Raw genomic sequence first — 26,065 nt, 5'->3', positions numbered from 1 at the left:
CGTAGGATGCTGATGCGCACGGTCCCGATCGGAAACTCGGACAGGACCGTGGTCTACAACCTACCTGGAGTGCGAGCGAGTCGACAGGCTCACCGCGGGCCGCCCAGTCGCTTTTTCAGCAGCACAGCGGACTCAACCAACGTGCCCAGTGGAATCAGGATGCTCCATCGACCTGACCGAACGTCGAAGGATCTGACAAGAATCGAGGCTCGGTCAGGACGGAGCACCCTGAGCAGTTTTCGCGCCCGGTACGCATGGAACGGATTGGAGACGATAGCGATCCGGTCCGCGTCGTCCAGGAACGGCATGGAGTTTCGAAGATTCTCTTCAGTCGTGCGTGATTCGCCTTCGATCTCGACGCGGCCGCGATAGCCGAGCTCCTGAGCGTATGCCGCCATCACCTCGGACTCGCAGAATCCGGCCGGGTCACCACCCGAGAACACGACCACATCTGCCCGATAACGTTCAGCAGTCGCAATCCCCGACCGGACGCGCCACTGATTGACGGGATTGATCACGTCACTTCGGTTTGCGAACCCGAGAACAATGACGACGGTGCGCCCACCACGATCGAGACCCAGAGCCCGAGACGCCAGAGCACGATTAACTACCTCGGCTGCGCTGAGAATCAGAGTGCAGATGCCGCTGGCCAGAAGAGACGCCCGCGTCAACCGTGAGACGCACCGTCGTTCTGCCATTGCCCCTCCTGTCGTGACGTCGCCCCGAGCGCGTGGCTCACGGGTCGTCTCGGAACCGTCACCGCACGGGATGCCTCGGCACGTGCGACCTGTGTTCGTGGCCTTGTTGGCTCCACGTGTCCTCGAGCCTATCGTTCGCGAAATGCCCGGGGACAGTGGGGCGGCCTGCCCTCACGCTACGAACGGAACGAGGGCGAACCTGCCCCAAGCGACGAAAGCAAAGGCCGCAAGATAGGCGGTGTCGCCGGCCATGAGCGCCCACTCGCTTCGACGAAACCGTGTCGTCGCTGCTCCTGCCATGACGAGCATGAGGCCGCATGCAGCAAGCGGCGACAGGATCGGAGCAACCCCGACGACTGGGGGCAGAATCAGCCCGACCACACCGACCAGTTTGATCGTTCCGATCACCTTGATATGCCCCTCACCGAAGTCGTCAACCCAACGTTGACTGCTCGCCAACGCACGATAGCGTTCCTTGGAGAGCAGAATCTGACTGACTCCGCCAGCGCCGAAGGCAAGCGCAAGCGCGCCGGCGATGATCCACAGTGCGATATCCACAATGACGTCCTCTCTTCGTTACGAAACCACGTTTGGGCTCGTCATAGTGGTGACGGATCGTTTCGTAGAAAGGTAACGGCAATGGAGGAAAAGAGTCTTTCCGCAGCATTTGAGATGCACCGACCCCGCTTGCTCTCGGTGGCTACGCGGGCACTCGGCTCACGAGCTGACGCTGAAGATGCTGTCCAGGAGGCGTGGCTCCGGTTGGACAGACAGGAGAACGACGGCATAGACAACCTCGGCGGGTGGCTCACACGAGTCGTGGGCCGGATATGCATCGACATGCTGCGCAGCCGCACTGCCCGCGCCGAGTCCGCACTCGGCACATGGGAGAGCGACCCCATCGTCGCCGAGGATGTTGAGGACCCCGAGAATGCTGCAGTCACCGCAGATTCACTTGGCCTCGCCCTGGTCGTCGTTCTTGAATCGCTACGGCCAGAGGAACGTTTGGCCTTCATCCTTCACGACATGTTTGCCGTGCCATTCGCCGAGGTCGGGACGATCGTCGGTCGATCGACGGATGCCGCGAAGATGCTCGCCAGCCGCGCGAGGCGCAAGGTGCAGGAGGTACCACGGCCAACGGGCGAACGGCAGCAGAGACGCGAGGTGGTTGAGGCCTTTCTCGCGGCAGCACGCGAGGGCGATTTCGATGCTCTCCTCAGCGTGCTCGATCCCGATGTGACGTGGCATCGTCACACGGCGCACGGCCACTCCGTGAAGATCGGCGCGAATGAAGTACTCGCGGCAGTGCGCCGTGGCGACCCCGGCAGGGTCGAGGTTCGTCGCGTCAGCGTGAACGGCGAACCCGGTGTCCTCGCGTGGGGCCCCAGCGGCAAGCCCATCGCCTTGATGTCGTGCACCGTTGCCGATGGCAGGCTCGTCGACATCGTCTCGATCCTTGATCCGAGCTGGCTCGCTCGCTTGTCGCTTCCCCCTCGCGTCGCGCCCACACGCCCATGAGATGAGCACAAATCTGCGCGAGTAGTCCCGTCGACTCCGAGCTGGGCGCCGCCAGCATCCCCGTCGATACAAAAATTCGGACAGGTCGAGTCTCCTCGGTCCACGCGATAGCTGGCCGCACAGATACGGAGTTCGCGGCAACTTCGCCAATATGCGGCAGACTCGGAGCATGGACGATCTGCACGTGCCCGCCGGCCCCGGTGCGCCCCGCGGACTCACGATTCCTGCGGGAGAGCTGACTGAACAGTTCTCTCACGCGTCCGGCCCGGGCGGACAGGGCGTCAACACCGCTGACTCACGGGTGCAGCTCAGCCTCGATCTCGGTTCGACGACAGCGCTCTCTGACGTTCAACGGGCTCGCGTTCTCGAGCGCCTCGCCGGGAGGCTCTCCGGCACCATGCTGACGATCAGCGCCGCCGAGCATCGTTCTCAACGACGTAATCGCACGGCGGCACGGCAACGCCTCGTAGCACTCCTCCGCGATGCGGTTGCTCCTGAGATCCCGAGACGCGCAACACGACCAACCCGCGGCTCTCGCCGACGCCGCCTTGACGCGAAGCGGCAGCGTTCTGAGACCAAACGCAACCGGAGACCACCGCTCTCCGAGTGACGTTCCCCAGACGCTGGGCCTATCCGAGGTCCTTACGCATGAAGATCTCCGAGGGCTCACCCGGTTGAAGCAGAACTCCGCAATCGCGATACCCACGCGCGCGATAGAAGGTCTGCGCTCGCTCATCGCTCTGGGTCGACGTCATCGCAGTAGTGAACCCCTGCGACCTGAGCGAGTTTTCCCATTTTGCGACCAAAGCTGTCCCGAGCCCCTCTCCCCTCAAGCGCTCGACGACGAAGAGCATGTTCATAAACGGGATTTCGTCCCAGAACAGATTCCAGCGCAGCCAGCCGCAAACGGATTCTGCGTCGACTGCGACAAGAATCTGCCCCTCATCGATGAGCTTGATGAGGACATCGCGATGCACGTGCGAGTCATGTTGACGGAGAAAATCGCTGTCATCCACCACCGCCGGGCGTATGGTCACCGGATGAGTAGTCATCGTCGAGTGTCTCCTTCGGACAGAGCCTTCAACACACAATAGCTGGCAACGGCTTCCGGCTGTAAATGGCCTTACTGCGAGATGCTCAGTGTGGTCACCTGCCCTCAAATCACCTCGCCCCGGGGTTCTGCTGGCGATCCCACTATGCGATCTTGACGCATGGTTCAAGTTAGCGTATATTTCTTGACTATGGAGTCAAGTAAAGAAGTGATCCATAACAAGGATGCTGCTGAGCCACCCCCTGAGGCGCCGCAGCACAAGACAAACCCAACCCCCTCGTCGTTTGAGTTCATCCCACTGGATGACGCGTACGGCGTATGCGATGTAAACGGAGAGTGCTCCTGATGAGCGATGAAACTGCAGAACGAACCGAGGACCGCCTCGTCGTCGACGTGTGGAGCGACATGATGTGCCCGTTCTGCTATCTGGGAGACGCGCTGTTCGCGCAGGCATTAGAGAAGTTCCCCCACCGGGCCCACGTCGAGCTGCGCTACCACAGCTTCCTGCTGATGCCAGAGCTGACCGACGAGAAGCCGATCAATCTCAATGAAACGCTCGCCGCCAAGCGCGGCATCACAGTCGATCAGGCCTCTGCGATGAACGAACAGTTCGCAGCCCGTGGGCGTGAGGTGGGGTTGGAGTACCACTTCGACCGCGCGCTCACCGTCGACACGCGCATCTCACATCAGCTCAGCCACTTCGCTGCCGCACACGGCAAACAGCATGAGATGATTCAGCGCCTGTTCAAGGCATACTTCTCGGAGGGCCTCAACATCGCGGACCGGGGCACATTGGGCAACCTGGCTGCCGAAGTCGGGCTTGATCGCGACGCTGCTCTGGCCGCGCTCGCGAGCGGAGAGTTCGCCGACGCCGTTGAAGCGGATCTGAAGCAAGCTCGCGATTTCGGAATCAATGGGGTGCCATTCTTCGTGTTCGCTGGGAAGTATGCGGTCTCGGGCGCGCAGTCCCCCGAGGCCTTCCTCCAAGCACTGGAACAGAGCTGGAACGAGACCGTCGGGGTTCCTGCCGGAGCAGCCCGATGACCGAAACGCGCTCGCGTCTGCGAGCAGATGCGCAACGCAACGTCGAGGGCATCCGGCAGGCTGCCCTCGATGTGTTCCGTCTGGGCGGCCTCAACACACCACTGGACGAAGTCGCTCGCGCTGCTGGAGTCAGCAAGGGCACGATCTACCACCGATTCGGCGGTAGACAGGGATTGATTGACGCGGTGGTCACAGATCTCGTGGCCGAGTACATCTCGGGAATCATGACATCGGTGGAGGCCATCACTGACCCGGTTGAGAGGTTCGAAAGCTACCTCCGGAAAATCTGGCTCCTGCAATACGACGAGCCGGCATCCAACGATGTCCTGCTACGAGCACTCCCCGGTTCTGAGCCACTCACCACGCTGTGCGAGCATGCCAGCGAGTTCGCGGGACGCCTTTTGGGCGAAGCACAGGCGACCGGCCGCATCCGGGACGATCTCACCCCCGATGATCTCTACTTGCTCATCTGGGAACGTGGAATCATCGCTCGCGCCTGTGATCAGCAGCCCAGAGACGGCTACCAACGTCGCTTCGAATACACCTTGAGCGGTCTGCGAACCCCCTCCGTCGCGTCCGTATAGGCACAGCGCACCGCTCGCGCACGAAAACTTCTGGTCGCGGGAAAGCCGAGCGCCTGCCTCAGGATTCGGTCTCAGCCGTGCCCGTGGGTGTGATCGGAGGTGTCGGGCTCCGCCCGAAGCGCATCGGCGATCTCTTCTTCTGGACGCGGCGCGATCGTCTCGTCCTCTTCAAGTTCGGGGACCGTAGGCCCATCGGGAGCTGGCACCGGCTCCCGGGGTGAGCGCTCATTCTGGACAGACATGTCAATGCCTCCCTCGTTGTGGCGGACTCACAGCTCAGACTACGCCCACAGGTTTCCCCCTTTTCGACTCATGTCATCGGTGATGGGGATGCTGCCGGTTACAGGTCCGCGTTCAGCAGGTGCTTCCATCGCTGGGGCATGGGCGCCGTAACCGTAAGCTTCTTGCCGTCAGGCGTTGGAATGACCAGCTTGACGGCGTGAAGATACAGCCCTGTGCCGCCAAGACTCTCAACGCGGCGGTTGAAGGCCTGGTCCCCGTATCGGTCATCGCCGGCAATCGGATGTCCCGCATGTTGCAGATGGACGCGGATCTGATGCTTTCGTCCGGTCAGCAGTCGGATTCCGAGGACGGTGGCGCGCTCTCCCAGGCGCTGCTTCACAGAGACGTGGGTCTCGGCCCGTTGGCCACCAGCATCAACGGCTACCCGGTCTTCCCTGCGCAGCAGTGGGGCCTCGAGCACCCGAGAGGCCGCGGGCCATTTGCCGGCGACGATGGCCAGGTAGTGCCGCTCGATCTCGTCTTCACGGTCACGCAGCAATTCGTGGAGGTACCTCAGCATGGACGGAGTCTTGACGAGGGCGAGCACACCGGAGGTATCGCGGTCGAGACGGTGGCTGAGCTCCAGGTCCGGCAGATCAGGTCTCAGCTGGCGGAATGCTTCAATCACACCGGCGGGGACGTCTGTTCCTTTATGGACGGCCACACCGGCAGGTTTGTCGACGATCAGGAGGTTCTGGTCTTCGTATAGTGAGACACTCTGCACTTGCTCGAGCAGCCTCGACGGGAGTTTAGGGGCTGGAACGTCGGCGGAATCAATCTGCAGTTCAGGGACGTCAATGATGTCGCCCTCGCACAGGCGATAGCTCTGTTGCGCCTTGCGTCCGTTGACACGCAATCGCCCTTGTCGCAGAAGTCGGAACAGCAGTCCAGCGGGCACGCCTTTGAGACGAGAGCGCAGAAACTTGTCCAGTCGACGGCCGGCGTGTTCACTGTCGACGGTGATTGTTCCGGCTGGTCGTCGAGTCGGTTCGGCGGTCGGCAGATTGCTTTCCCGAGCAGCTGGGGTGGGCCGAGCTGGAGAGCCGCGCAAATGGCGCTCCTTCCGAACTTTGGTCCCCGAGCGAGGCCTCGGCGCTTTGGACCCGCTCTGTCTCCCCGTGCCGGGGTTTTCGCCTGACTCAGACAATCAATCACTCCACCAGGTGGCCACGCTCCTCACCAGAAAAATGAGGAGCAGGTCCGACGACGCAATCGCACGATGACGTCCGCGCAGTCTAGCCGACAATCTGTCGCGCCCCGCCTGGGTTCCGCTCGAACAATACGTGCGCATCGTGACCGGGATCTTGTCACTGGTTTACTCGAACAATTCCTCGATTGCGGTCGCGATCCAGCGCCCCATCATCTCCCGATCACCAGCCACGTATCGCTCAAGGAAGTCCAGCGGATCGGCCAATTCACGCCCCAGTGATTCGGAGGATGGCGAGAATACCTCCAACCGTGAGATCACCGCGCCATAGATCACCATATACGTGAGTTGTTGAGGAGCTGATCCGTAGTAATCGGACTCAATGACGTCAATGAGCCGAAGGTCGTCGATCTCGATTTTGGCTTCTTCCCAACACTCGCGACGGGCCGTCGCTTCAAGGTCAGCATCTTCGTGCTGCCGGTGACCTCCAGGAATGTCGAGCCCACGGTCCTCCAGCTGCACTCCCACGATGCCCCCAGAGCCTGTGTCGACGGGTACGACCGCAACAGCGGTAACTCGCTCGAGGTCAGGAAGGGGAACGACGCCTAGCGAGCGCAAGGCAACGCCCGCTCGACGTTCGCGATCGCCGCTGTACGCATCCGTCATGCTATCTGCCTCTCATCCGAGTTCCGCAGGAATCACGCGAGTAGTCGCCCCTGTTGGAAGTATGCGCACGTCGGTACGCGGCGCGAGCTTCGCCGCCGCGCGCCGGAAGTTCTCTGGGTCGCGGTCTTTGCGCGTGAGCAGACGATCACCGAGAGGGCCACTGGTAAAAGCGTAGTGGTGTGGCACGACCACGTCAGGGTCCAGCACCGCGGTCAGGCGCGCAGCATCGTCAGCATCCATCACCACCTTGCGATCGAGAAGCGGCCGGATCCGAAGACCGTTTGTGGGCAGCAACGCAATTGAAATCCGACCGATTCGCCCCGGGATTCGATCGAGCTCAGGAATGTACATGCTGTCGCCCGCGAAGAAGACGTGCGTGCCTGCGCGACTGAGGACAAACGTCGTCTCTGGCACGCCGTGACGACCGGGAACAGCCGTGATTCGCGTCTCTCCAACCGCTATGGACTCCCACCACCGGGGGCTGTGGAATGACGCCATCCCCGCTGCCGCTGCCGCGCTCGACACGGTTGGATCTCCGATTACCATCGCATCACGTCGACCTGCTCCCGCGAGCGACGTGAGGTCACAGTGATCCCCGTGCGCATGGCTCACGAGCACAGCATCCAGATTCGGCAAATCCGCGGCCTCCAGGGCTCGCGGTTCACCTGCTTGGTAGATCGGCGGTCGATCGGTGAACCACGGATCGGTCAGGAAGACATTGTCACCGAGGGTGATGAGCAGACAACTGTGGGCGATCCTCGTGATCTCAACGGTGATGGGCATCACATTCTCCATTATCTAGACATCTGTAAGGTGACGCTTGTCACTATACTAGGTAGGATGCTTGCATGACCAGCAAACGTCCCCGAAACAGGCGCGGAGAGGGCAACCGACTGCGCGAGGAAATCCTCGACGCTGCACACGCCGTCCTGAGCGACCACGGTGATGAGAACGCCGTCACCCTTCGCGGTGTTGCCCGACAGGCCGGTATCGCGCCGCAAAGCTGCTATCTGCATTTCGCCACTCGCGAGGATCTTCTCTGGGCCCTCTACGAGCGAGGATTCTCCGCCCTTCGCGATGCGCTCGAGAGCGCGGGCACTCCCACCGAGAGCCCCCGGAATCGACTCCGCGCGCTCTGCAGCGCATACGTGACCTACGCGGAGACTCAGCCCGGTTCGTACGCGCTGCTCTTCAGCGGACGCGGGGCGAAGCACCCCGAGTGGGACGGCCGACTCCCCGGCGAGCAGACCAGCACACTGTGGATCAGCACCATTGCGGAGTGCGTGCCCGATGGCACGGCAGCCGGCCCGGTCGCGGCCGACCTCTGGGCTGCTCTCCACGGAACAATCACGTTGCGGCGCAGTCTGCCGGGATTCCCATGGCCGGGAGACCTTGACGCCGTCATTGACCGTTTGGTCAATGCGCTGGTCATTCACCGGACGATGTGAGCGAGACGATGGGCGTGAGCCGAGCGCCAGGATTTACTCGGGATCCTGGCAGAGGCAGGATTCGGTCGTCTCGGCGCGAGCATTCGCCGTGTATTCGCGGGAGGTGACGCCGATTTCACCGTCCGCGGCCTTGGCATGGCCGCGGACCACCTAATCCAGAAGACCCTGAGGTCAGCACCAAGCACGTGGGCACCGCCGGCGTCCATCGCGATGGCTCAGGGACACTCTCAGGGACACTATGGCTCGGGGGAATCGAAACGAATCTCGCACCCTGACTCTTCCCGCGCACGCCAGCGATGTGGACGACGGACGCGTGGGCTTCGCGATCACGTGCCGGACGTCCTGGAGCTGTCGACCTCGCCATCTCTATGGTCCGGGCCGAGCCCGTCGAGGAGAAGCTCAATGGCCGCCCGCGACTCTCTAGGCCAATGGGGACGATCAATGCTGGAACCGATCCCGTGGAGGACGATCATCACCGCACCGGGGAGCGCATCGTCGCGAATCACACCCTCAGCGGCAGCTCGAGCCATCAATTCGGCGATCGTGCGCTCCAGCTCGCTACCCCCAGTAACCTGCACATCGGGAGTTACGAGATCCGCGAGCACACGCGCCAGCGCCGCGTGTGCCAAAACATAGTCCACGAAACCTCGCAAAAATGACTCGAGGGCCTCTCCCGCTGACCGTGTTGAGGCGCGCGCCCGCTCGCAGAGTGCAATCACCTCACCCTGATAGACGGCGGCGGCTAGGGCCTCACGCGTCGGGAAGTGCCGATAAAGAGTGCCCACACCCACACCCGCGCGGTCCGCAAAGTCATCGAACCGTAACTGCTCATCACGATCGAACGCAGCACGAGCCGCCGCCACAATTGCTTCCCTGTTACGACGAGCATCCGCTCGCATCGCCCCGCTCGGTTTCACGCACCCTCACATTGACAATTGGAGATGATCTCCATATCGTATCAAACGGAGACAATCTCCACTTAATGCATCGAGGTGAAGCATGCGTGTATTGATGTTCGGCCGCGGCGTGATCGCGACGATCTACGGGCAGGCCCTGGAATCTGCGGGACATGATGTCGAGTTCTATGTCCGCCCTGGCCGTGCGGCTGAGTACGGAAAAACGGTACGGCTAGACCTCATCGACGCGCGTCATTCGCCTCTCGGGCGACGGATAAGCCGAACAGTCCCCGTAAAGATCCGTGAGTCCGTGGAGCAGGAAGACGGCTTCGACCTCGTCATCCTCAGTGTTGCCCATCACCAACTCGCGTCCGCGGCAGCATACTTGGCCCCGCGCGTCGGGAACGCGACAGTGCTCATTTTGGGCAATATGTGGGAGGAACCCCTCGCAGCGGTCGCACCGCTTCCGCCCGCTCAGGTCGTGTTCGGGTTTCCGCAAGCCGGCGGCGGATTCGGAACCGATGGAATCTTGCACGGAGCAGTCTTTCGCACGGTGATCATCGAGGCCGACAACGGGAAATCGAAGCAACGCCATGCTGCCGTCCAGAATGCCTTCCGACAGGCAGGCTTCACCATTCGACGTCAACGGGATATGCGTGGTTGGCTCTTGCTGCACTTCGTCGCTGACGCAGGCATGCACGCACAAGGTGTTCACCATCGTGGGTTGGCCGGCCTGATCGGAAATCGGCGGGGACTCCGTGAAGCACTGCTGACTACCCGTGAACTACTGCCGATTCTCCGAGCTCGCGGTATCGACCTCAGTCATCACCGGCGGGCGCTACTCCCCTTCCGGTTCCCCGTGCCGACCGCCGCCGCGATGGCCTGGGCAACTGCCCATCTCCCCATTGCCCAGGTCAGCCTGTCTGCACATACAGATCCGGATGCTGCAGAGGCCCGCGCCGTTCTCCGCGACACGCTTCACGAAGCACAGCGGCTCGGTGTCCACGCGCACCGACTTGAAGAATCTCTTGGGGCACCCGCAAAGAGCGCAGACATCTAGTTCCCCGCACGCGATCGATCGGAAGATGGGCGCTTTCTATAGATTGAAGCGACCCAAGTGAAAGGACCAACCTTCGCGCTGACGTTTCACGTCAGCTCATGGATCGCTTGCTCCCTTTGCGTGTCTGAGTGCACGACGTGATGGTGCGCGACCCCGAACCCGACGCTATGCCAACCGTATCGCCCAGCGAGATTAAGCTCATTGATCTCATCCGCCATCCCGACGGGGCCGAGAAGACGCTCGTTCGCATCGAGCTCGACAGCAGGAAGCTCCTTGGCCGCCGTAAACCGCTTCTGCGCAGCCTGCTTCGAGATTCCAAGAGAGGCCCCGATTTCGCCCCATGTCGCTCCAGCGTCGCGAGCGGCCAGCACGCTCGCCCGTAGCATTTCGCGCGCACTGTGCTCGATGTCATTCGCGACCTCCGCGATCTGCACAAACTCCTGCGGCGTCGTCGGCTCCGCGACGGGCGCAAGGTCCGCCATGACGTGCTGCAGACCTTCAGACAGGCGGCTCATTTCTCGTCGCTCACCGGAAGCGTCGACGAGGGACGCCATTCATTCCGAGCCGCTCGAGGCAGCCTCCCCCACCAGGCGAGGTACGATCCGACCCCGACACACCCGATGATGGCGAGCACGAAGATTAGCTGAACCCACCAGACATGGGGGACGAGGTCAAACAATGAAGCGAGCCCGAGGGCACTCGGTACAAACAGTAGCGCGATGCCCCAGGTGAAGCTACGTGAGCCCTTCTTGATGTGAACAATGCGTCCACCAAAGGTTGACCACACCAGTTCGTCAACCCTTAGTTGACGATTGGTCGAAGGTTCGGGATCAGACGTTAGATCTCAACTCCACCACGCGCCCCCACGTAGGACCATCTACGTGTACCCACGAGGTCAGGCCAACGCACACATCGATACACAAATGCCGTCGACAACGAACGCAGTTCGGCGATCGTAGTCAGCGCGGGGCGGCCGGCCACCGTGCTTGAGCGCCAGGGCGTTGTCTCGGGCGAGTGCTTGGAAATCGGCAGCCGTAAATTCGTGAACCAGAACGCCTGCGGCATGCCCTTGTGCGACAAGGCTGTCGTGAAAAGTTGCCCCGGCATGGCACAGGGCGAGCAGAGGCTCGGAGGCGCGGTACTCCTGCAGAAGGACGTCATTGACTGCTGGAAGTCGATATTGCAGGTCCCGGAGTGCACCGATGTAGGAGCAGATCCGCTCTCGGACATCGACAACGGATCGTGCATGCTCGATGACAGCCCGCAGCTCCGCCGCGACCACGTCATCAATGACGGCATCGATCAGTCCGACCCTTCCGCCGAGCCGATTGAAGATTGTCGCCTTGCTCACATTGGCAACCGCGGCGACCTCCTCGAGCGGCGCAGAGAACCCCTGCTCCCGGAACACCTGAATTGCCGCCTGCCGTATCCGATCGACGTTTCGGCGGGCATCCGAGCGCAGGGTGGGGACACCACGAGAGTCGGACACGGTGCAGACCCTTCCAAATCGACGATTTACTTGACTCTATCAGTCAAGTTAATGCAAGGTGGGACCAGTGACAAACTGACTACCCTGGTCAATTTGTGACACGCCCGGCCGCCACGTAAGACATCCGCCGGGCCGCCGTCTCCTTCGAAAGGACTTTCAGATGATCATCGTCACCGGAGCTACAGGCATTCTCAACGGAGCCACGGTCGACCACCTCCTCAAGCGGGTACCACCACACCACGTCGGCGTCAGCGTCCGTGACCCCACTCATGCGACGCACCTGGCCGATCGAGGAGTCCGCGTACGGCAAGGGAGCTACGACGACCCGACGGCTCTGCGTCATTCGTTCACTGACGCTGAACAAGTGCTCCTGGTCTCCTCCAGCGACCTCACTGCTGACGTCGTCGCACAGCACCACAGGGCGATTGACGCTGCCGTCGCCGCGGGGGCTCAACGGATCTTGTACACGAGCGCCCACGGGACAGCCTTCGACACGCCTTACCCACCGCTCGCGATCCACGCCGCCACTGAACAGCACCTATCAGCATCCGGAGTCGCCTGGACCTCGTTGCGCAACGGCTTCTACGGGGACCCCGCCCAACTGCTCGGCGCGTGGCAGGAAACGGGTGTGATCGCCATGCCCGCCGACGGCCCTTTCTCCTGGGTCGACCGACGCGATGCTGCAGAGGCGGCCGCGGCGATCATCACAGCCGATGAACCATACGAAGGCCCGGTCGATCTGACGCTGCTCGAACCAGTCACCCTCGCGGACTTTGCCGCCTCCGCGTCCGAGCTCACCGGTCGTCAGATCGATCGCGTCGTCGTCGACGACGAGACATGGGTGTCCGATGCGACGGCCAGCGGTGTTCCGGAGGCAGCCGCGCGCTTCACTCTGTCGATGTTCCAGGCTACAAGGAGCGGACATTTCTCAGGTTCGGACTCCACGCTCTCACGCCTACTGGGGCGCAAACCCCGCAGCATCACCGATCAACTCAAGGATCTGGATATCCGGTGACATTGGCCGTCCACGACAAAATAAACCTGAACTCGACCACGTCTCCACACGTATGGCAGTCTGAGATACGGACCGCTCGCGAGCGGCGCGACTCGAATGTCTCCATCGACAGCCCGTGCACCTCGTGATCTAGCCCTCGCCCTTCGACCGAATCCACCACTCCAGCCACGTTCTTGGCCGCAGTCGTTGGACCGAGCGGATCCGAAGCCGACTGCGCAGGTGCGTCGACGTTTCTTCTCTGTACGGGTCGCCTATGTGACGATCGAGAGGCCTTCTGCAGGCACAGCGACCTGCGCCCACACGTCGTCGAGGGAGAGATCCAGCACCTGCGCTAGCGCGGCGATGGTGGAGAACGCCGGAGTGGCCACGCGGCCAGTCTCGATCTTGCGCAGCGTCTCCGGTGATACGCCGGCGGCGAGGGCGACATCGAGCATCGAACGCTCCCCGCGGGCGCGCCGCAGCAGCGTACCGAGGCGCTGCCCGCGTTCGATCTCCTCGGGAGTGAGCGGAAGTCTGACCATGATTACGATTCTAATACCGGGATGATTTGACCGGTATAGTTATTGGCATGATCGAGATCCTCAGCCACACCCAGTTGGACCGCGCACGTGATACCGGCCGCTTGGTCGGTGACATCCTCAACGCCGTGAAGGCCCGCACCCAGGTCGGCACCAACCTGCTTGACATCGACCAGTGGGCCAAGGAGATGATCCTCGACGCCGGTGCCGAATCCTGCTACGTCGACTACGCGCCTTCGTTCGGCCGCGGCCCGTTCGGACACCATATCTGCACGGCCGTCAACGACGCCGTCCTCCATGGGATGCCCAACGACTACCGGCTGTCCGACGGCGACCTCCTCACCCTGGACCTCGCCGTCAAGCTCCGAGGCATCGCCGCGGACGCCGCCATCAGCTTCGTCGTCGGGCAGACCCGCTCGCCCGAGGACCAGCTGATGATTGAGGCTACCGAGCGCGCGCTGGCCGCGGGCATCGCGGCCGCCCGGCCGGGTGCCCGGATCGGTGACCTCTCCCATGCCATCGGCACCGTGTTAGCCGACGCCGGCTACTCGATCAACCTCGAGTTCGGCGGCCACGGGATTGGCACGACGATGCACCAAGACCCACACGTCGCCAACGCCGGTCGGCCGGGACGCGGCTACAAGTTGCGCCCCGGCCTGATGCTCGCGGTCGAACCGTGGGTCATGGCTGACACCGCGCAACTCATTACCGACCCCGACGGCTGGACCTTGCGCAGCGCGACAGGCGGCAGGAGCGCACACAGCGAGCACACAATAGCTGTGACCGACGAAGGTGCGGAGGTCCTCACGCTCTCGCACGACGCGGCCTGACCTGCCCCGGAATCTATTTCGCTCGACGAGGACACCGACGCGCTCCGGGCGAATGACGACGAGACCTCGCGCGAACTGCAACCCCTCTACGCCGGAAGCATCAGTCGCTGTTGAAACAGACCACCCCGCGGCAGATCGTCCCCTTCGCTCTCCGGCTGGGGCTGTTCACCCCGTCAGCCCGACAGCGGCCGCGGCGACGACGAGCAACACCAGGTAAGCCCAGCTGTGCACGGCCTCCGGGATCCGCGGGGGCTGTCTGCGCAAGACCACGATGACCGGCACCGCTCCCACCAACAGAGCGAGGGCCGATGCCACGTCGACCGTCCCGACCAGCCCGGCACCCGAGGCCACTCCCCCGCCGAACGCGCACGCCACCACCATCGCTGGCACAGCAATCGCAATTGTCAGAGGGTTGGCCAGGGACGTGGCTGTGCTCATCTCCATGCCGGACCGGCGCATCATGGGTACAGTCATCACGCTTCCCCCGACGCCAAGGAACGACGCGATCGCCCCAACCGGAATCCCAAATGCGTCCGGCAGTGCGCGAGCAACGATTCCGTCAGACCGCTCGTCGGTCGCCCGCCGCGAGAGGAATCCCGGTCGGAGCAGAAGGTCTACGATGGTGACCCCGATATAGGCAACGAATCCCCAACGGGCCACCGCGTCCGGGACGAACAAAGCCGCACCCGCGCCCGCCACCCCGCCGATTGCGAGAAGTATGAACAAGGCACGTCGACCGCGGAGGCGGTTCAGAATCTTTTGTCTCGTGGAGATCGTCGCGATGACAGCATTGACCACCATGACAAGAGCTGATGTCGCGACCGCGATCCGCACGGCATCATCGCCTCGGGACGCGTCGACGAGCAGGATGATCGGGACGGTGACGAAGCCGCCGCCGAAGCCGAAGAGCACGGTGGTCACGCCGACGGCAAGACCCACGATGAACAGAATCAGGAACGTCATGCCTCCATCTGATCGCAATCCAGCTGTGGCACGCTATCGATTATTGCTCATGTTCCTTCGCGTTTCAGCCAATATGATGATCAAGTGCATAACGTTCATCTGTCCGAGGTCGATCACTTACCGATCGATGTGCTGCCGATCGGCACCGATTACCCACCCGGCCAGGTTCTCCCCCAACACTCTCACCGCCGCGCTCAACTGCTGTACGGTGCGCGCGGAGTCATGCAGGTCGATACCGACGACGGATCGTGGACCGTGCCCGCACACCGAGCCGTGCTGATCCCACCGGGCACCACACATGAGGTTCTCATGGACGAAGTCACGACTTGGAGCCTGTACATCGAGCCGGACGCAGTGCCATGGTGGCCGACCCGATGCATTGTGGCGGAGATCAGCCCCCTGCTTCGAGAGCTCCTCCGCACGGCGAACGGCTTCGCCGCGGATTACAACACGTCAGATCGCAACGCCGCGGTCATCAACCTCACCCTCTGCGAACTGCGAGAACTGACCCCCATGCCCTTAATGATCACACTGCCGCACGACGAACCGTTTCGCTCCCTCTGCCGTCAGTATCTCGCCGCACCTGAGGTGGCAGTGTCGAACGAGGAATGGGCGAAAGCCACGAACAGGAGCGCACGCACGTTCGATCGACAGTTCCGCGCCCAGACCGGAACGAGCCCGGCAGCTTGGCGGTCTCGAGCACGTTTGCTTGCCAGCTTGCGACTGCTTTCGTCCTCCACGGTCACCGAAGTGGCCGTCCAGCTCGGATACTCGTCCCCAGCAGCGTTCACCGCGGCTTTCACCCGCGCATTCAGCTCACCACCGACGCGCTATGCATGAACTTCCAAGTTACCGAATCGAGGAACGCTCTACTCGGGGTTGGGGATTCGTACTGTGCAACAGCGTCGATGAGAACTCATGTAAAGCAATACTGTCCCCACAACGATGGCAGCACCGCAGTTTGCGAACGTAGGCAAGAATTGAATCTGTAAGCTGATCACGGAATCCGGCGGACTCGGCATCGTCGACCACGACGACTTTCACAACTGCATAACCCTCTGACCGAAGGAGCCCGCACGTGGCCCAACCAATCTTCGACTCGCACCTGCACATCATCGACCCCGCCCATCCTCTGGCGGAAAACAACGGGTTCATGCCAGAACCCTTCACCGTCGCCGACTACCAGGAACGAATCCAAGGACTCTGCGTCATCGGGGGCGCAGTCGTATCTGGGTCTTTCCAGGCATTCGATCAGGGCTACCTCATCGACGCGCTGAAGGCTCTCGGACCAACCTATGTCGGCGTCACTCAGATCCCCAGTGAGGCCAGCGATGAACATATCCGCGAATTGCACGAGGCCGGAGTCCGCGCTGTGCGGTTCAACGTCGCGCGTGGCGGCTCGGCGGACCTTGACGACCTGGAGCGCCTCGCCCGCCGCGTCCACGCCCTGGCAGGGTGGCACGCCGAGCTCTACATCGATGCCAGCACTATCGATGAGAGCCTTTCCCGCCGGATCGCCACTCTGCCGGAGGTAAGCATCGACCATCTCGGAATGCACGAGAACGGCCTGCCGAATTTGCTGCACCTCGTTGAGCCTGGTGTGAAGGTCAAAGTCACTGGCTTCGGCCGTATCGAACTCGACCCGGCGACTGCGATAAAAGCGATCATGGACGTTGACCCGACTGCGCTCATGGTCGGCACCGACTTACCCTCCACACGCGCTCGTCGCCCGTTCCAGGACGAGGACTTCGAATACGTCAGATTGGCATTGACACCTGAGCAGATCTCGGCCGTGTTCTGGGACAACGCGGCAGCGTTCTACCTCGGCGAACATTCTGGAGCTTCGGACTCACATTAAATCGGAGCTCAACCGAGTTCCGCTACAAACCAACCTCTGACGATGAGTAGTCAAGTTGCCAGCGCTAATCATCCCGCGGGTCAGAGCATTGCTCTGATCCGTTCGTACAGTGCACGGCCGAGACCAGGTGCGCATAGCCACCGGCGACGCAAAGGAGCATTCTCACCGCGATGCGGTCGGCCAGCTATGACCGAGGATCGCAGTTGAAAAGCAAAGCGCGTCGCTCGCTCCTGAGCACCGCGATCGGGCGCAGAAGGATCTCAGATAGAGGTTGCCAGGTCATCGCCGGTTATCGAGCGCCGACTGTTTCGATGTCGTGTACGCGGTGTGGGCGGCGAGAATAGCCGTCACGGAGAGTACAGCGACGCTCAACGCAATCACCGGCAGGTGATCGATCAGCAGCATCGCGGCGATCATGATCCCCACCAGCACGGCTGCTGCGATGAATCGTGACCGTGCGAGGCGTCCGAATCGGGACCGGAGGAACAGCAGGTTCCCTGCCAGGTATACGAGCGGACCTGCGGCCGTCACGAGAACGATTGCGGGCGTGAGGTGGTCGTGGGAGAGCCGCAGCTCGATGGAGACGGCGACGAGGATCGCGCCCAAGACCATAAAAGCATGCGCATAGGCGTAGGCCGATCGGAGAGCCCCAGTTGACGAGTCCCCGCCGTGGGTATCAGGCCCAGCGAGGGCGAAGTAGTTCCACCAGAGCACGAACAGGGACGCGAAGCCGACGATCAAGCTCAGAGCGAGGCCGGGGGTGAGCTGCCCGTGGGAGACGATGCTGCCGCCCATGAGCAGGATGGACTCGCCCAGGGCGATGATGAAGACGAGACGGTTGCGCTCGGCCAGGTGCTCGGCGTCGGTGTCCCACTGGTGCATGGGTGCCGCACCGATACCGGGGATCCGGTAGTGGGCCAGCGGGGCCGCGTAGTCGATGAGCACCGCGATCAACCAGAGACCCAGCCGCCACTCGAGGGGCAGTGCCGCACCGAGGACCCAGAAGATGCCGGCCAGGAGGGTCCACAGCAGCAGCATGCGGTAGTTGGCTGCGAGCTGGTTTCCACGGTAGGCGATCATCATGAAGACCGGACGAAGGATGCCCATGAATAGATAGCACCCGACGAACAACCAGGCTCCGTCGCCGAAGGCACTAGGAATGGCGATCGACATGCCCAGCGCGGCAAGCATGAGCACCCCGGAGAGCAGCTGCACCGCGGTGCGGCTCGGATCCAGCCAGTTCATCGCCCAAGCGGTGTAGTTCCAACCCCACCACACCGCGGCGAACACCACGATGGTCTGGGCTGCACCCTCCCAAGAGAGATGCTCGATGAGCAGGTGCGAGAGCTGGATTATGGCGAAGACGTAGACCAGGTCGAAGAAGAGCTCGACAGGGCCGACCTCGGATCGACGGTGCCCGATGCGGGCGAGCGGGACGGTAGTCATGGTTGGTGAACCTCGTATGTGTGGTGCGGGGGCCTCGAAGACGACAGCGACGAGCGGGCGTCCAACTGGCTGGACGCCCACTCGAGACGCTCGTGCCGGCTCTCAGCCTTCGCGGATCGTCATCTTCGCGAGCTTGTCGCCGTCGACGTCGAAGACGAACTTCGAGCGGCCGTTCGCGTGGTTGGAGCGCCAGTCGCCGACGACGGTGACCGTCTCGCCTGCAGCGTCTACCTCCTCGACGGCAAGCGTGCCGCGCGAACCGATGAACTCCTTGTCGCTCCAGGTTTTGATCTGCTCGCGCCCAGTGAAGTCGCGGCCCCAGTCGTCGACGGTCCCGTCAGGAGCGAAGGCGTCGAGGAAGGCTTGTTCGTCGTGGTCGTTGACCGCGGTGATGAACGAGGCCACGGGTTCGGGGATGGTGGGTGCTGCCATGGGGCGCTCCTTATTTCGTAGGGTCGAGCTCAGCGGGTGGTGTAGCCGCCGTTGGCGAAGATCGTCTGGCCGGTGATCCACCAGCCCTCGGAGGCGAGGAAGCGGACGATCGGGGCGATGTCCTCGATCTTCGTGAGCTGACCGCCCATACCCTGCGACTTGTGGAACTCGACCCGCTCCGGGGTCTCCTGGCCGTAGAAGAACGGCGTGTCCATCGGACCGGGCGCGATCGCGGTGACGGAGATGCCTCGGTCGGCGAACTCCTTGGCCGCGGCGCGAGTGAAGTGCTCCACCGGCGACTTGCCTCCGGCGTAGGTGGAGTAGCCGTCGGTGAACGCGGCCAGCAGCGCGGTGACGATGGTGATGATCTTGCCGCCGTCGGCGAGGTTCTTGCCGGCCTCCTGGATGAAGAAGTAAGCGGCCTTGGAGTTGATGTCGAACATCGAGTCGTACTCGTCCTCGGTGGTCTCCACGATCGGCTTGCGCAGCACCTTGCCCGCCGTGTTCACCGCGACATCGATCGTCCCCAGAGCCGCCTCAGCGTCGGCGAACAGTTCGGCCACGTTCGCCGGAACCGTGAGGTCCCCCTGAAACACCGCGCCCTTGCCTCCAGCCGCTTCGACGGCGGCCAGCGTCTGCTCCGCGTCCGCGCGACTGGAGTCGGAGTTGTAGTGGATCGCGACGTTCGCGCCGGCCTCGGCTGCTTGACGAGCGACCAGCCCGCCGAGGTTCTTCGCGCCGCCCGCGATCAGGACGTTCTTGCCGTTGAGCGTGTGATCGGCCATGACAGCCCTCCATATCGTTGGTATGCAACAGTATTACTCTGCTACATACGCTAACGTAGCACTATGACAGGAGCACCGACAAGCGATACACGGGAGCGACTGATTGCGGCAGCCGCCGACCTCATCGCCGCCGCCCCCGGCGAGGAGTTCTCCCTGCGCGCGGTGTGCGACGCAGTCGGGGTGAAGATGCCGACGCTCTACCACTTCTTCGGCTCCAAGCAAGGGCTGATCGACGCTGTCATCGAGCACGGGTTCGACCTCTACCTGAACGAGAAGTCGTCGATGGAGTCCTCGGGCGATCCCATCCAGGACATCCGTGCCGGCTGGGATGCCCACGTCGCCTTCGGTCTGGCCAACCCCGGGTTCTACACTCTGATGTACGGGAAGGTCCGCCCTGGGCACTCCCCCGAGGCGCAGTCCCGTCCCAGCGAGATCCTGCGCGCGCTCACGGCGCGGGCCGCCGAACAGGGCAGGCTTCTGGTGCCCTCTGAGCAGGCTGCCGCGCACATCCTAGTGACCAACATCGGCGTCACCCTGCGCCAGATCATCCTGGCAGCGCCGGATCCTGCCCTGTCTCAAACTGTCCGTGAAGGCGCTATCTCGGCGATCACCGGCAAGGGAACACGAGCCAACGACTCGCTCACCACTGCCATCGAGCTCGCTGCAGCACAACCAGATGTCCTCGGCAGGGCGGAGACCCAGCTCCTCATCGAATGGCTCGGCCGGTTGAGCAGGGTTGAGAAGCTGCAGTAGGCGAGTGCCACGAGCTTCGGAGAGGCACAGCGGTTCAGGAGGTAGACAAGAGACCTTCTTCGATCAAACCAACGCCGTGCCAGCGGGCAGGATTCGCGCCGCGCGTACAGAGTGCCTAACTCAACACTAGGCCGTCGTAGATGCGCTCGGAAGGCTCGACGTCCCGATCGACGGGGACGTGGAGTGTGGCGATGTGCAGCCGTTGCCCGTCAGACCTCACCAGACGTTAGTTTGAAAAGCGGAACTCCACCGCGTTCCGGTACAGACCAACCTTTTCGCAACAACTTGCAGTCAGCCCGCCACCGCAAGCCTGTCTCGACTCCAAGCGTCGATACCGTTCCGCGCCGCCTGCGCTTGCCGTGCACGATCTCGTTGGTCCGCGTCGGCGGCACTCCCACCAACACCGCCAGCTTGTCGGGAAACTCACAGGCTAGGTCAATGCTCCGCCGCGTTTCGTTACCTGCGGAACATCGCAGTGCCCAAATCACGACCAACGCGCGGGGGCACGACGTATTCCAACTTGGCCGCCCCGCTCCAGATCCATGTACTGCCCATACAGGACGCTCAACCAGTCATCAATCTCCGCGATGAGCTCGCGCGCACGGCTGTCCTCGGCGAGATGAAGGTAACGCTCCCCCTCGAGGATCGGCACGAGTGTGCGCTCGACCACGCGATAGGCAGACTGGTCGGAATGCATTCCGCGCAATTGCTCGAGGTGGTATCTCAGGACAGCGAGGTACGCACCCCCCAGCGAGACGCTGACGCGCCTTGGCCCGCTGACGCCGGAACACTCGGCCCATCTCACGCGTCATACTTTTCGTGAAACCTTCGAGGCGACCCTGGTCAGTGGGTCTTTGACTCCCGAACATCTCCTCGAATAGCTGCACATGGGAAGAGTGGTTCATTACTGATATTCCCCCGTGCGGCGCTCCGACGAGACTGGTTGTGAAGCCTCGCGAGTAGTCCCGTCGAATCTCCAAGCCGAAGCGAGGACCGCCCGGATCAGGAAGACGCCGTGAGCGCTCTTCCGAGCTCTCGCCAGTCGCCCAGGAAGCCAGAATCGTCGCAGTACCTTCCACATCCTCGACATTGCTCTCCGCGATGCCCAAGACGGTGTGCGAATCCGCGAGCAACTCAAGGAGCAGCGCGCCGTCGAACCGAAAGGTCACACAGAGGCTGGATGCGGGTGCGCGCGACTCGCCAGAGGTGTCAACCATGACATACATTCTCACAGAGTTGTCGCCCGAGGGCGGCGGCATGCACGTGCTCGTCGCTCGTCAACCGCGCGGCACGTCGGCGCGGTCGATCGCGAAGAGGTCGGGCTGTCCACGGAGAAAGGCATCCTCGAGTGCGCCTGCACCCATTTCGGCGATGAAATGCGACTCGACTTCGGTGATCGGCACCGTTGGAGCCAGGTCACACGCACCTTGCTATCGTCGTACGGCGCGATGCCGCCCTCCCAGACGAAACGGCAACACCGAGAAGAGGGGTTACCTCACCGCCGCGAGGCTCGTCGTCGACGACGGTTGGTTGCAAGCGCGCGGCGCTGGCGGGCGTCTTCCTGCTCGACCAGCTTCCAGTCCCAGGTCGCGTCAGGGCTCTCGCCACGAGCGGCGAACAACTTGCCCTGACGCAACAGGTCTGGACCCGCCCCGTGAGCGATGAGCCGCCTTGTAGAAGCGCCCTCGTCGGCGAAGTACCGCTCGACCTCACCCTCAGATGCCAGCAGCACAACATCAAGCACCAGGCGGGCCTTCTCCTCGCTCGGCTTGGGCACGAGCTGCATCTTGATCGATACTGGGTCGCTCACTCGCCGGCTCGCTTCCTCACACAACTGCTCGAGCGCGCACCACAGCAGCAGGTGCCGCGGCACGCTGCTACGCAGAGCGTCGAGGTGATTCTGCGAGATCGAGAACGAGTGCTCATGGACGAGCATCCCATGACGTCATACTTGGGCATGCGAACCAGCAGCCGTCCGTCCTCGCGGAGGACGCGCGGGGGCCACGGTGAGGTGGACAGCCGGAGAACACCAACGCTCATCGGAAGTCGGACCCGTCTACGACCAGTGCTCGAGCTCAGCGTCGATGCGCGGGTCGGTTCGGACCCACACCTCGCCGTCGGTAGCATCGGCGGGAGGCTCGACACGTTCGAGTCCGAGGAACTCGATCAACTTCACCTATTCAGCACGTTCGGCTCGAGACACCTCCAGAGCGTGCGTATCGAAGAAGACGTAGTACTGGTTGCTCGGGTCGACGATGCCGGAGTCGGCCCAGATCCGACAGACCTCGTCGATCGCTTCGTACTCGATCAAGACCGCCGCGGCCCACCGTTCACCCCGCTCTTCAGGCGATTCGGCGAGGTCGGCGAGGTCGGCGAACCACTGCCCTGCATAGTCGAGGCCAGCATAGCCGTCCTCGACAAACCGCATGACGAACGACCAGTACCTCCTGACGTTCTCCACCGCGCAGTACTCGGTCTTCGGGTCATCGGCACCGTCAATGCGGGCGACAGCGCCGTGGCTCAGCAGAAGCAAAAGCGCCTGTTCAGCAGCCTCGCGCTCGTGCTCCTCGCCGTCGGTGAACGTGAACGACTTCGGTGCGAGGCCGTATCTCCGCGCCATGCCCATCTTTCGTCGAACCGTGCGAGGGACCAGGGGGCACGCCCCGTTCACCATCGCTGGGTGCCCAATACTCGTCATCGAACAGCTGGCGGAGCCCACCGAGATCGCTCGAGACGAGCTCTTCGTGCGGGCCGACGTCGATCAACCGACGATTCACCAATGAACACTCCACGGGTCGACCAGCTCGACGTCGGTGTGCGCGAAGTCCGTAACATTGCGCGTCGCGCACGTCGCGTCATGCGCCAGGCAGATCGCGGCGATCTGTGCGTCGGCCGTGCTGATCGGCGCTCCTGCCGACTCGCGAGCCACAAGCACGTCGGCATAGCGGTCGGCTGCCAAGTCGTCGAACGGCAGCACTGAGCGACTGCCTCGATACGGATCGAGCGCAGCTTCGATTCGCTTTGTCAACGCCTCCTTGCGCCGACCCTCCGGGAGCCGCCGCACACCCGCCAACAACTCCGCAAGCGTGACAGACGTGATCGCGACATCACCCGTGAGCGACGCGAGCCAATCGACCACGCGCGCCTCTGGCGACGGCCGGAAGATCTCCGAGATGACGTTCGTATCGAGGATGATCACTCGAAGTCCACCGCCTGCGCGACGTCCTCGCGCGCCGGGATCGGCAGATCTTCAACGCCGCCGAAGCCCTGCGCGGCGGACAGCAGCGCCATGCCAATGTGCGGCCTCTGAGCGACCCTTGTCAAGATGTCGCGGACCTCGGCCTCCATCGAGCGGCCGTGCTCTTTCGCCCGCGTTGCGAGCTGCTGCTTCACGGCGTCGTCGAGACCGCGAACGATGATGGATGACATCAGTGACCACCTCCTCATGTGCTATCAGTCATGATAGCAACTGCGAGACGTGCAGTCACGCCTCATTGCCGAAAGCGGTCACCACGGGCGGAGCTATACGTTGAATCTGAACTCCACCACGTTCCGGTACGTACAGCCATCTCGTGCCCTGGCGGCACGACCTCGATCAGTCAGACCAGCGCGAGCGTCTCCACGGACTGACCGGTGACCTCGGCGATGAGGTCGAAGTCCTTGTCAACGGCCAGGACCGTCAGCCCGGACTTCTCCGCGGTCGCTGCGATGAGCAGATCCGGGATGGACGGAGCGCGGTGCTGGCCACGGTCGGCAAGGCGCATCTGCACCGCGAAGGCGCGGTCCTCCATCGCGGGCGTGAGGTGCTCGACCGGCATGAGCGACAGCGGTGGCAGACCGAACGCCTCGCGACCTACTTCACCCGAGCGGGCGGAGAAGCCGAGTTCGAGCCGGGTCACCGTCGAAAGATGCATCAGCCCACGCTCGATGCGCGAGTTCCACTCGGCCGTGCTCGCCGCCCGGCCCGCCTGCAGGTGCACGTATGCCGACTTGTCGACCAGCCAGCTCGTCGCCGCCAAGCGGCATCTATCACGTCGGGATCACCAAGGTCTCCAAAGGCCGCCGCCGAGCGCTTCCAGTCATCGGCAGCGACTGTTGCGGCGACCGGAGTCGAGGCGTCCTGCTCCAGTCGTCGACGCAGGAGCTCGTTGCGCGATAGCCCTCGCGCCGCCGCCTCTTCACCGTGCTTCTCTGGCTCGTCGCCGTCGTGGCGGCCGGCGGGCTCGTGTTCGTCGTGATCGCTGCGCTGATGGGAACACAGATCACGGGCGTCCTCATGGTCACGCTGCTGCTCGCCGGTGTCGTGGTCGTGCTGGTGTTCGCTCGGCGGCGTCAGCGCGCAAACGGGGAGAAAGAACGTCTCGATGTCTGGATAGGTCAGCAGGGGTTGATGCTGCGTGGTGTCGGTCCGGTTCCGTGGCACGGCTTCGGGCCCGCACATCACGATCGCAGACCGCCCCGCGACGAGTGACGACGGCAACGCTGGCCTCTGTGGCAAACGGCCTGTGACTCGTACACTGTCACACGGCATCCGAATATTCGACTGATCGAGAGGAACGCTCTTGACTGAAGACCCCATCGTCCCGCTGATGCACGCATTCGTGGCCGCCATCGACGCCAGCCAAGCGAGACGAGGCAATGCACTTCCCGACGACTGGGAATCATTCGCCATCGTTCTGGGGCTCGATGACGACGGTGAGTATCAGCAGAGTTACGGCTATGCGTATGGTGCAGAAGATGCCTGGGTGAAGCCCATCTCTGCTGAACCGGCAAGTCTTGAGAAACCTCTTGCTGATTTCGTCGCCGATCGCTACCCGAATGGGCAGACCCCACCGGTGAAGATTCTCTTCCAGCTCCGTCTCACCGACGGAAGCTACGACACGACGTATGAGGATTCGGATCGATCGCGCTGGCAAGTCTCCCCAAACAATTTTGAGCAGATTCAGCAGGACCTGAAGCCAGTCTTCGACGACTGACAGACACTCGCCTGGCAGGAACTCAGATTCCACGTGGCCTCTCGCCAGACATATGTCCCGCGAGTTGCCCTGCCGAACTCGTCGAGCTCATGCTCGATCACGTCGCGGGCGTGACCTACGAGGCCGTCACGATCCCCGAGGGCGCGCACTGGCGGGAACGCGTCACCGCGATCGCCGAAGCGAACTGGGCGAGTTGCCAAGCCCATCCCTGGATCACCGACCTCGCCGCCGGACGCCCCGTCCCCGGACCAGGATCCTCGACGAAGTACGAGACCGAGTTGCGCGCCCTAGACGGAATCGGGCTGACCGACATCGACATGGAGCACACCCTCACCGCCTTGCTCTCGTTGGTGCAGGGAACCGCCCGCGCCACCCTCGCCGCACAAGGCTCCAGAGAACCGGGCGAAGACCACGACACTGACTGGTGGTCGAACATCGGGCCGGCCCTGACCGCCGCGATCGGCGACCAGACCCGGTTCCCGACCGCCTCGCGTGTCTCACGCACCCTCGGAGAACTGACCGGCAAAGCCAATGACCCCGAAGGTGCCTACGGGCGTGGTGTCGGCTTGTTTCTCACCGGCACCGAACAGTAAGTCGAAGGTCTGC

The 26,065-nt window shown here is 62.9% G+C and carries 37 protein-coding genes; 14 read left to right on the top strand and 23 right to left on the bottom strand.

All coding sequences use genetic code 11. The features are described from left to right. Window positions 1–89: 89 nt before the first annotated feature. Window positions 90–698 (bottom strand): YdcF family protein, encoded by a 609-nt coding sequence (locus OK352_RS07135; protein ID WP_265140748.1) that lies wholly within the window; start codon window positions 696–698, stop codon window positions 90–92. A gap of 171 nt (window positions 699–869) precedes the next feature. Beyond that, a complete protein-coding gene (locus tag OK352_RS07130) occupies window positions 870–1,256 on the bottom strand; it encodes a DoxX family protein (RefSeq protein WP_265140747.1) in 387 nt (128 codons plus the stop codon). Window positions 1,257–1,337: 81 nt separating this feature from the next. On the opposite strand from OK352_RS07130, the gene OK352_RS07125 reads away from it, so the two are divergent. Beyond that, a complete protein-coding gene (locus OK352_RS07125; RefSeq protein WP_265140746.1) occupies window positions 1,338–2,216 on the top strand; it encodes a sigma-70 family RNA polymerase sigma factor in 879 nt (292 codons plus the stop codon). A 169-nt stretch (window positions 2,217–2,385) separates the two neighbouring features. After that, window positions 2,386–2,826 (top strand): alternative ribosome rescue aminoacyl-tRNA hydrolase ArfB, encoded by a 441-nt coding sequence (gene arfB, locus OK352_RS07120; protein WP_265140745.1) that lies wholly within the window; start codon window positions 2,386–2,388, stop codon window positions 2,824–2,826. 19 nt (window positions 2,827–2,845) lie between these two features. Here arfB and OK352_RS07115 read toward each other — a convergent pair whose 3' ends face one another. Then, the gene (locus OK352_RS07115) at window positions 2,846–3,268 is read right to left on the bottom strand and encodes a GNAT family N-acetyltransferase (RefSeq protein WP_265140744.1); all 423 of its coding nucleotides are present in this window, start codon (window positions 3,266–3,268) and stop codon (window positions 2,846–2,848) included. 344 nt (window positions 3,269–3,612) lie between these two features. Between OK352_RS07115 and OK352_RS07110 the strand changes: the two genes are divergently transcribed. Then, window positions 3,613–4,311: a DsbA family oxidoreductase gene (locus OK352_RS07110; RefSeq protein WP_265140743.1), complete on the top strand. Its 699-nt coding sequence runs from the start codon at window positions 3,613–3,615 to the stop codon at window positions 4,309–4,311. Beyond that, window positions 4,308–4,895 carry a TetR/AcrR family transcriptional regulator gene (locus OK352_RS07105; RefSeq protein ID WP_265140742.1) on the top strand — a complete coding sequence of 196 codons (588 nt, stop codon included), beginning with the start codon at window positions 4,308–4,310 and terminating at the stop codon, window positions 4,893–4,895. The genes OK352_RS07110 and OK352_RS07105 overlap by 4 nt, the downstream gene beginning before the upstream one ends. 71 nt (window positions 4,896–4,966) lie before the next feature. Here the strand turns inward: OK352_RS07105 and OK352_RS07100 are convergent, their stop codons facing one another. The 4 genes from OK352_RS07100 to OK352_RS07085 form a co-directional block, all read right to left on the bottom strand. Then, on the bottom strand, window positions 4,967–5,137 hold the full coding sequence (locus OK352_RS07100) for a hypothetical protein (protein WP_265140741.1): 171 nt from the start codon (window positions 5,135–5,137) through the stop codon (window positions 4,967–4,969). Window positions 5,138–5,235: 98 nt separating this feature from the next. After that, a complete protein-coding gene (locus tag OK352_RS07095) occupies window positions 5,236–6,141 on the bottom strand; it encodes an RluA family pseudouridine synthase (RefSeq protein WP_265140847.1) in 906 nt (301 codons plus the stop codon). Between the two features lie 351 nt (window positions 6,142–6,492). After that, window positions 6,493–6,990 carry an NUDIX domain-containing protein gene (locus OK352_RS07090; protein WP_265140740.1) on the bottom strand — a complete coding sequence of 166 codons (498 nt, stop codon included), beginning with the start codon at window positions 6,988–6,990 and terminating at the stop codon, window positions 6,493–6,495. A gap of 12 nt (window positions 6,991–7,002) precedes the next feature. Next, window positions 7,003–7,773 (bottom strand): MBL fold metallo-hydrolase, encoded by a 771-nt coding sequence (locus OK352_RS07085; protein WP_265140739.1) that lies wholly within the window; start codon window positions 7,771–7,773, stop codon window positions 7,003–7,005. Window positions 7,774–7,838: 65 nt separating this feature from the next. On the opposite strand from OK352_RS07085, the gene OK352_RS07080 reads away from it, so the two are divergent. Continuing rightward, window positions 7,839–8,438, top strand: coding sequence for a TetR/AcrR family transcriptional regulator (locus tag OK352_RS07080; RefSeq protein WP_265140738.1), 600 nt, complete (start codon window positions 7,839–7,841; stop codon window positions 8,436–8,438). A 326-nt stretch (window positions 8,439–8,764) separates the two neighbouring features. On the opposite strand, the gene OK352_RS07075 is transcribed toward OK352_RS07080, so the two are convergent. Then, entirely contained in the window at window positions 8,765–9,355 is a 591-nt protein-coding gene (locus OK352_RS07075) for a TetR/AcrR family transcriptional regulator (RefSeq protein WP_265140737.1), read from the bottom strand. A gap of 82 nt (window positions 9,356–9,437) precedes the next feature. On the opposite strand from OK352_RS07075, the gene OK352_RS07070 reads away from it, so the two are divergent. Next, window positions 9,438–10,394: a ketopantoate reductase family protein gene (locus OK352_RS07070; RefSeq protein ID WP_265140736.1), complete on the top strand. Its 957-nt coding sequence runs from the start codon at window positions 9,438–9,440 to the stop codon at window positions 10,392–10,394. An 86-nt stretch (window positions 10,395–10,480) separates the two neighbouring features. Here OK352_RS07070 and OK352_RS07065 read toward each other — a convergent pair whose 3' ends face one another. The 3 genes from OK352_RS07065 to OK352_RS07055 all read right to left on the bottom strand — a co-directional run bounded on the left by OK352_RS07065 (window position 10,481) and on the right by OK352_RS07055 (window position 11,883). Then, on the bottom strand, window positions 10,481–10,909 hold the full coding sequence (locus OK352_RS07065; protein ID WP_265140735.1) for a hypothetical protein: 429 nt from the start codon (window positions 10,907–10,909) through the stop codon (window positions 10,481–10,483). Then, window positions 10,906–11,181, bottom strand: coding sequence for a hypothetical protein (locus tag OK352_RS07060; protein ID WP_265140734.1), 276 nt, complete (start codon window positions 11,179–11,181; stop codon window positions 10,906–10,908). The genes OK352_RS07065 and OK352_RS07060 overlap by 4 nt, the downstream gene beginning before the upstream one ends. 108 nt (window positions 11,182–11,289) lie before the next feature. After that, window positions 11,290–11,883: a TetR/AcrR family transcriptional regulator gene (locus tag OK352_RS07055; protein ID WP_265140733.1), complete on the bottom strand. Its 594-nt coding sequence runs from the start codon at window positions 11,881–11,883 to the stop codon at window positions 11,290–11,292. A gap of 160 nt (window positions 11,884–12,043) precedes the next feature. Here OK352_RS07055 and OK352_RS07050 point away from each other — a divergent pair, with 160 nt between their 5' ends. Continuing rightward, window positions 12,044–12,898, top strand: a complete 855-nt coding sequence (locus tag OK352_RS07050) for an NAD(P)H-binding protein (RefSeq protein WP_265140732.1) — start codon at window positions 12,044–12,046, stop codon at window positions 12,896–12,898. A gap of 251 nt (window positions 12,899–13,149) precedes the next feature. Here the strand turns inward: OK352_RS07050 and OK352_RS07045 are convergent, their stop codons facing one another. Continuing rightward, window positions 13,150–13,419: a helix-turn-helix transcriptional regulator gene (locus tag OK352_RS07045; protein ID WP_265140731.1), complete on the bottom strand. Its 270-nt coding sequence runs from the start codon at window positions 13,417–13,419 to the stop codon at window positions 13,150–13,152. 47 nt (window positions 13,420–13,466) lie between these two features. Between OK352_RS07045 and map the strand changes: the two genes are divergently transcribed. After that, window positions 13,467–14,246: a type I methionyl aminopeptidase gene (gene map / locus OK352_RS07040; protein ID WP_265140730.1), complete on the top strand. Its 780-nt coding sequence runs from the start codon at window positions 13,467–13,469 to the stop codon at window positions 14,244–14,246. Between the two features lie 165 nt (window positions 14,247–14,411). Here the strand turns inward: map and OK352_RS07035 are convergent, their stop codons facing one another. Beyond that, entirely contained in the window at window positions 14,412–15,209 is a 798-nt protein-coding gene (locus OK352_RS07035) for a sulfite exporter TauE/SafE family protein (RefSeq protein WP_265140729.1), read from the bottom strand. An 84-nt stretch (window positions 15,210–15,293) separates the two neighbouring features. Here OK352_RS07035 and OK352_RS07030 point away from each other — a divergent pair, with 84 nt between their 5' ends. After that, a complete protein-coding gene (locus OK352_RS07030; protein ID WP_265140728.1) occupies window positions 15,294–16,049 on the top strand; it encodes an AraC family transcriptional regulator in 756 nt (251 codons plus the stop codon). Between the two features lie 238 nt (window positions 16,050–16,287). Further along, window positions 16,288–17,067 carry an amidohydrolase family protein gene (locus tag OK352_RS07025; protein WP_265140727.1) on the top strand — a complete coding sequence of 260 codons (780 nt, stop codon included), beginning with the start codon at window positions 16,288–16,290 and terminating at the stop codon, window positions 17,065–17,067. A 279-nt stretch (window positions 17,068–17,346) separates the two neighbouring features. Here the strand turns inward: OK352_RS07025 and OK352_RS07020 are convergent, their stop codons facing one another. From OK352_RS07020 to OK352_RS07010, 3 genes are all read right to left on the bottom strand, one after another. After that, on the bottom strand, window positions 17,347–18,513 hold the full coding sequence (locus OK352_RS07020) for a low temperature requirement protein A (protein WP_265140726.1): 1,167 nt from the start codon (window positions 18,511–18,513) through the stop codon (window positions 17,347–17,349). Window positions 18,514–18,615: 102 nt separating this feature from the next. Further along, on the bottom strand, window positions 18,616–18,945 hold the full coding sequence (locus OK352_RS07015) for a nuclear transport factor 2 family protein (protein ID WP_265140725.1): 330 nt from the start codon (window positions 18,943–18,945) through the stop codon (window positions 18,616–18,618). A 29-nt stretch (window positions 18,946–18,974) separates the two neighbouring features. Continuing rightward, window positions 18,975–19,730 carry an SDR family oxidoreductase gene (locus tag OK352_RS07010; protein ID WP_076808296.1) on the bottom strand — a complete coding sequence of 252 codons (756 nt, stop codon included), beginning with the start codon at window positions 19,728–19,730 and terminating at the stop codon, window positions 18,975–18,977. 63 nt (window positions 19,731–19,793) lie between these two features. Between OK352_RS07010 and OK352_RS07005 the strand changes: the two genes are divergently transcribed. Further along, window positions 19,794–20,483 (top strand): TetR/AcrR family transcriptional regulator, encoded by a 690-nt coding sequence (locus OK352_RS07005; RefSeq protein WP_096160935.1) that lies wholly within the window; start codon window positions 19,794–19,796, stop codon window positions 20,481–20,483. Window positions 20,484–20,967: 484 nt separating this feature from the next. On the opposite strand, the gene OK352_RS07000 is transcribed toward OK352_RS07005, so the two are convergent. The 7 genes from OK352_RS07000 to OK352_RS06970 all read right to left on the bottom strand — a co-directional run bounded on the left by OK352_RS07000 (window position 20,968) and on the right by OK352_RS06970 (window position 24,502). Next, complete coding sequence (locus OK352_RS07000) at window positions 20,968–21,153, bottom strand: hypothetical protein (protein WP_265140724.1); 186 nt, start codon at window positions 21,151–21,153, stop codon at window positions 20,968–20,970. A 607-nt stretch (window positions 21,154–21,760) separates the two neighbouring features. Further along, window positions 21,761–21,886 carry a hypothetical protein gene (locus OK352_RS06995; protein ID WP_265140723.1) on the bottom strand — a complete coding sequence of 42 codons (126 nt, stop codon included), beginning with the start codon at window positions 21,884–21,886 and terminating at the stop codon, window positions 21,761–21,763. Between the two features lie 92 nt (window positions 21,887–21,978). Beyond that, window positions 21,979–22,419 carry a DUF6357 family protein gene (locus tag OK352_RS06990; protein ID WP_265140722.1) on the bottom strand — a complete coding sequence of 147 codons (441 nt, stop codon included), beginning with the start codon at window positions 22,417–22,419 and terminating at the stop codon, window positions 21,979–21,981. Window positions 22,420–22,659: 240 nt separating this feature from the next. Then, window positions 22,660–23,103 carry a DUF6357 family protein gene (locus tag OK352_RS06985; protein WP_265140721.1) on the bottom strand — a complete coding sequence of 148 codons (444 nt, stop codon included), beginning with the start codon at window positions 23,101–23,103 and terminating at the stop codon, window positions 22,660–22,662. Between the two features lie 153 nt (window positions 23,104–23,256). Continuing rightward, complete coding sequence (locus OK352_RS06980; RefSeq protein ID WP_265140720.1) at window positions 23,257–23,682, bottom strand: type II toxin-antitoxin system VapC family toxin; 426 nt, start codon at window positions 23,680–23,682, stop codon at window positions 23,257–23,259. Then, window positions 23,679–23,912: a FitA-like ribbon-helix-helix domain-containing protein gene (locus OK352_RS06975; RefSeq protein WP_265140719.1), complete on the bottom strand. Its 234-nt coding sequence runs from the start codon at window positions 23,910–23,912 to the stop codon at window positions 23,679–23,681. The genes OK352_RS06980 and OK352_RS06975 overlap by 4 nt, the downstream gene beginning before the upstream one ends. Before the next feature lie 170 nt (window positions 23,913–24,082). After that, on the bottom strand, window positions 24,083–24,502 hold the full coding sequence (locus OK352_RS06970; protein ID WP_265140718.1) for a PIN domain nuclease: 420 nt from the start codon (window positions 24,500–24,502) through the stop codon (window positions 24,083–24,085). Between the two features lie 164 nt (window positions 24,503–24,666). Here OK352_RS06970 and OK352_RS06965 point away from each other — a divergent pair, with 164 nt between their 5' ends. The 3 genes from OK352_RS06965 to OK352_RS06955 all read left to right on the top strand — a co-directional run bounded on the left by OK352_RS06965 (window position 24,667) and on the right by OK352_RS06955 (window position 26,052). Next, a complete protein-coding gene (locus OK352_RS06965; RefSeq protein WP_265140717.1) occupies window positions 24,667–24,954 on the top strand; it encodes a hypothetical protein in 288 nt (95 codons plus the stop codon). Window positions 24,955–25,045: 91 nt separating this feature from the next. Then, complete coding sequence (locus OK352_RS06960) at window positions 25,046–25,459, top strand: hypothetical protein (RefSeq protein WP_265140716.1); 414 nt, start codon at window positions 25,046–25,048, stop codon at window positions 25,457–25,459. 89 nt (window positions 25,460–25,548) lie between these two features. Further along, window positions 25,549–26,052 (top strand): TetR/AcrR family transcriptional regulator C-terminal domain-containing protein, encoded by a 504-nt coding sequence (locus OK352_RS06955; protein WP_265140715.1) that lies wholly within the window; start codon window positions 25,549–25,551, stop codon window positions 26,050–26,052. Window positions 26,053–26,065 lie beyond the last annotated feature (13 nt).

It is taken from the genome of Microbacterium sp. MPKO10 (genome assembly GCF_026107415.2).
Classification (GTDB): Bacteria; Actinomycetota; Actinomycetes; order Actinomycetales; family Microbacteriaceae; genus Paramicrobacterium.
Note: the sequence above shows the minus strand (reverse complement) of the source record. Positions and strands in the feature narration are given on the sequence as shown.

Coding starts and splice junctions, on each gene's coding strand:
- OK352_RS07110 (WP_265140743.1), top strand. CDS start 3,613: ATGAGCGATGAAACTGCAGAACGAACCGAGGACCGCCTCGTCGTCGAC.
- OK352_RS07090 (WP_265140740.1), bottom strand. CDS start 6,990: ATGACGGATGCGTACAGCGGCGATCGCGAACGTCGAGCGGGCGTTGCC.
- OK352_RS06975 (WP_265140719.1), bottom strand. CDS start 23,912: ATGTCATCCATCATCGTTCGCGGTCTCGACGACGCCGTGAAGCAGCAG.
- OK352_RS06990 (WP_265140722.1), bottom strand. CDS start 22,419: ATGCTCGTCCATGAGCACTCGTTCTCGATCTCGCAGAATCACCTCGAC.
- OK352_RS07080 (WP_265140738.1), top strand. CDS start 7,839: ATGACCAGCAAACGTCCCCGAAACAGGCGCGGAGAGGGCAACCGACTG.
- OK352_RS07035 (WP_265140729.1), bottom strand. CDS start 15,209: ATGACGTTCCTGATTCTGTTCATCGTGGGTCTTGCCGTCGGCGTGACC.
- map (WP_265140730.1), top strand. CDS start 13,467: ATGATCGAGATCCTCAGCCACACCCAGTTGGACCGCGCACGTGATACC.
- OK352_RS07005 (WP_096160935.1), top strand. CDS start 19,794: ATGACAGGAGCACCGACAAGCGATACACGGGAGCGACTGATTGCGGCA.
- OK352_RS07125 (WP_265140746.1), top strand. CDS start 1,338: ATGGAGGAAAAGAGTCTTTCCGCAGCATTTGAGATGCACCGACCCCGC.
- OK352_RS07015 (WP_265140725.1), bottom strand. CDS start 18,945: ATGGCAGCACCCACCATCCCCGAACCCGTGGCCTCGTTCATCACCGCG.
- OK352_RS07085 (WP_265140739.1), bottom strand. CDS start 7,773: ATGCCCATCACCGTTGAGATCACGAGGATCGCCCACAGTTGTCTGCTC.
- OK352_RS06985 (WP_265140721.1), bottom strand. CDS start 23,103: ATGGCGCGGAGATACGGCCTCGCACCGAAGTCGTTCACGTTCACCGAC.
- OK352_RS07010 (WP_076808296.1), bottom strand. CDS start 19,730: ATGGCCGATCACACGCTCAACGGCAAGAACGTCCTGATCGCGGGCGGC.
- OK352_RS07065 (WP_265140735.1), bottom strand. CDS start 10,909: ATGAGCCGCCTGTCTGAAGGTCTGCAGCACGTCATGGCGGACCTTGCG.
- OK352_RS06955 (WP_265140715.1), top strand. CDS start 25,549: ATGCTCGATCACGTCGCGGGCGTGACCTACGAGGCCGTCACGATCCCC.
- OK352_RS07135 (WP_265140748.1), bottom strand. CDS start 698: ATGGCAGAACGACGGTGCGTCTCACGGTTGACGCGGGCGTCTCTTCTG.
- OK352_RS07045 (WP_265140731.1), bottom strand. CDS start 13,419: ATGGTCAGACTTCCGCTCACTCCCGAGGAGATCGAACGCGGGCAGCGC.
- OK352_RS07105 (WP_265140742.1), top strand. CDS start 4,308: ATGACCGAAACGCGCTCGCGTCTGCGAGCAGATGCGCAACGCAACGTC.
- arfB (WP_265140745.1), top strand. CDS start 2,386: ATGGACGATCTGCACGTGCCCGCCGGCCCCGGTGCGCCCCGCGGACTC.
- OK352_RS07100 (WP_265140741.1), bottom strand. CDS start 5,137: ATGTCTGTCCAGAATGAGCGCTCACCCCGGGAGCCGGTGCCAGCTCCC.
- OK352_RS07050 (WP_265140732.1), top strand. CDS start 12,044: ATGATCATCGTCACCGGAGCTACAGGCATTCTCAACGGAGCCACGGTC.
- OK352_RS07070 (WP_265140736.1), top strand. CDS start 9,438: ATGCGTGTATTGATGTTCGGCCGCGGCGTGATCGCGACGATCTACGGG.
- OK352_RS07020 (WP_265140726.1), bottom strand. CDS start 18,513: ATGACTACCGTCCCGCTCGCCCGCATCGGGCACCGTCGATCCGAGGTC.
- OK352_RS07115 (WP_265140744.1), bottom strand. CDS start 3,268: ATGACTACTCATCCGGTGACCATACGCCCGGCGGTGGTGGATGACAGC.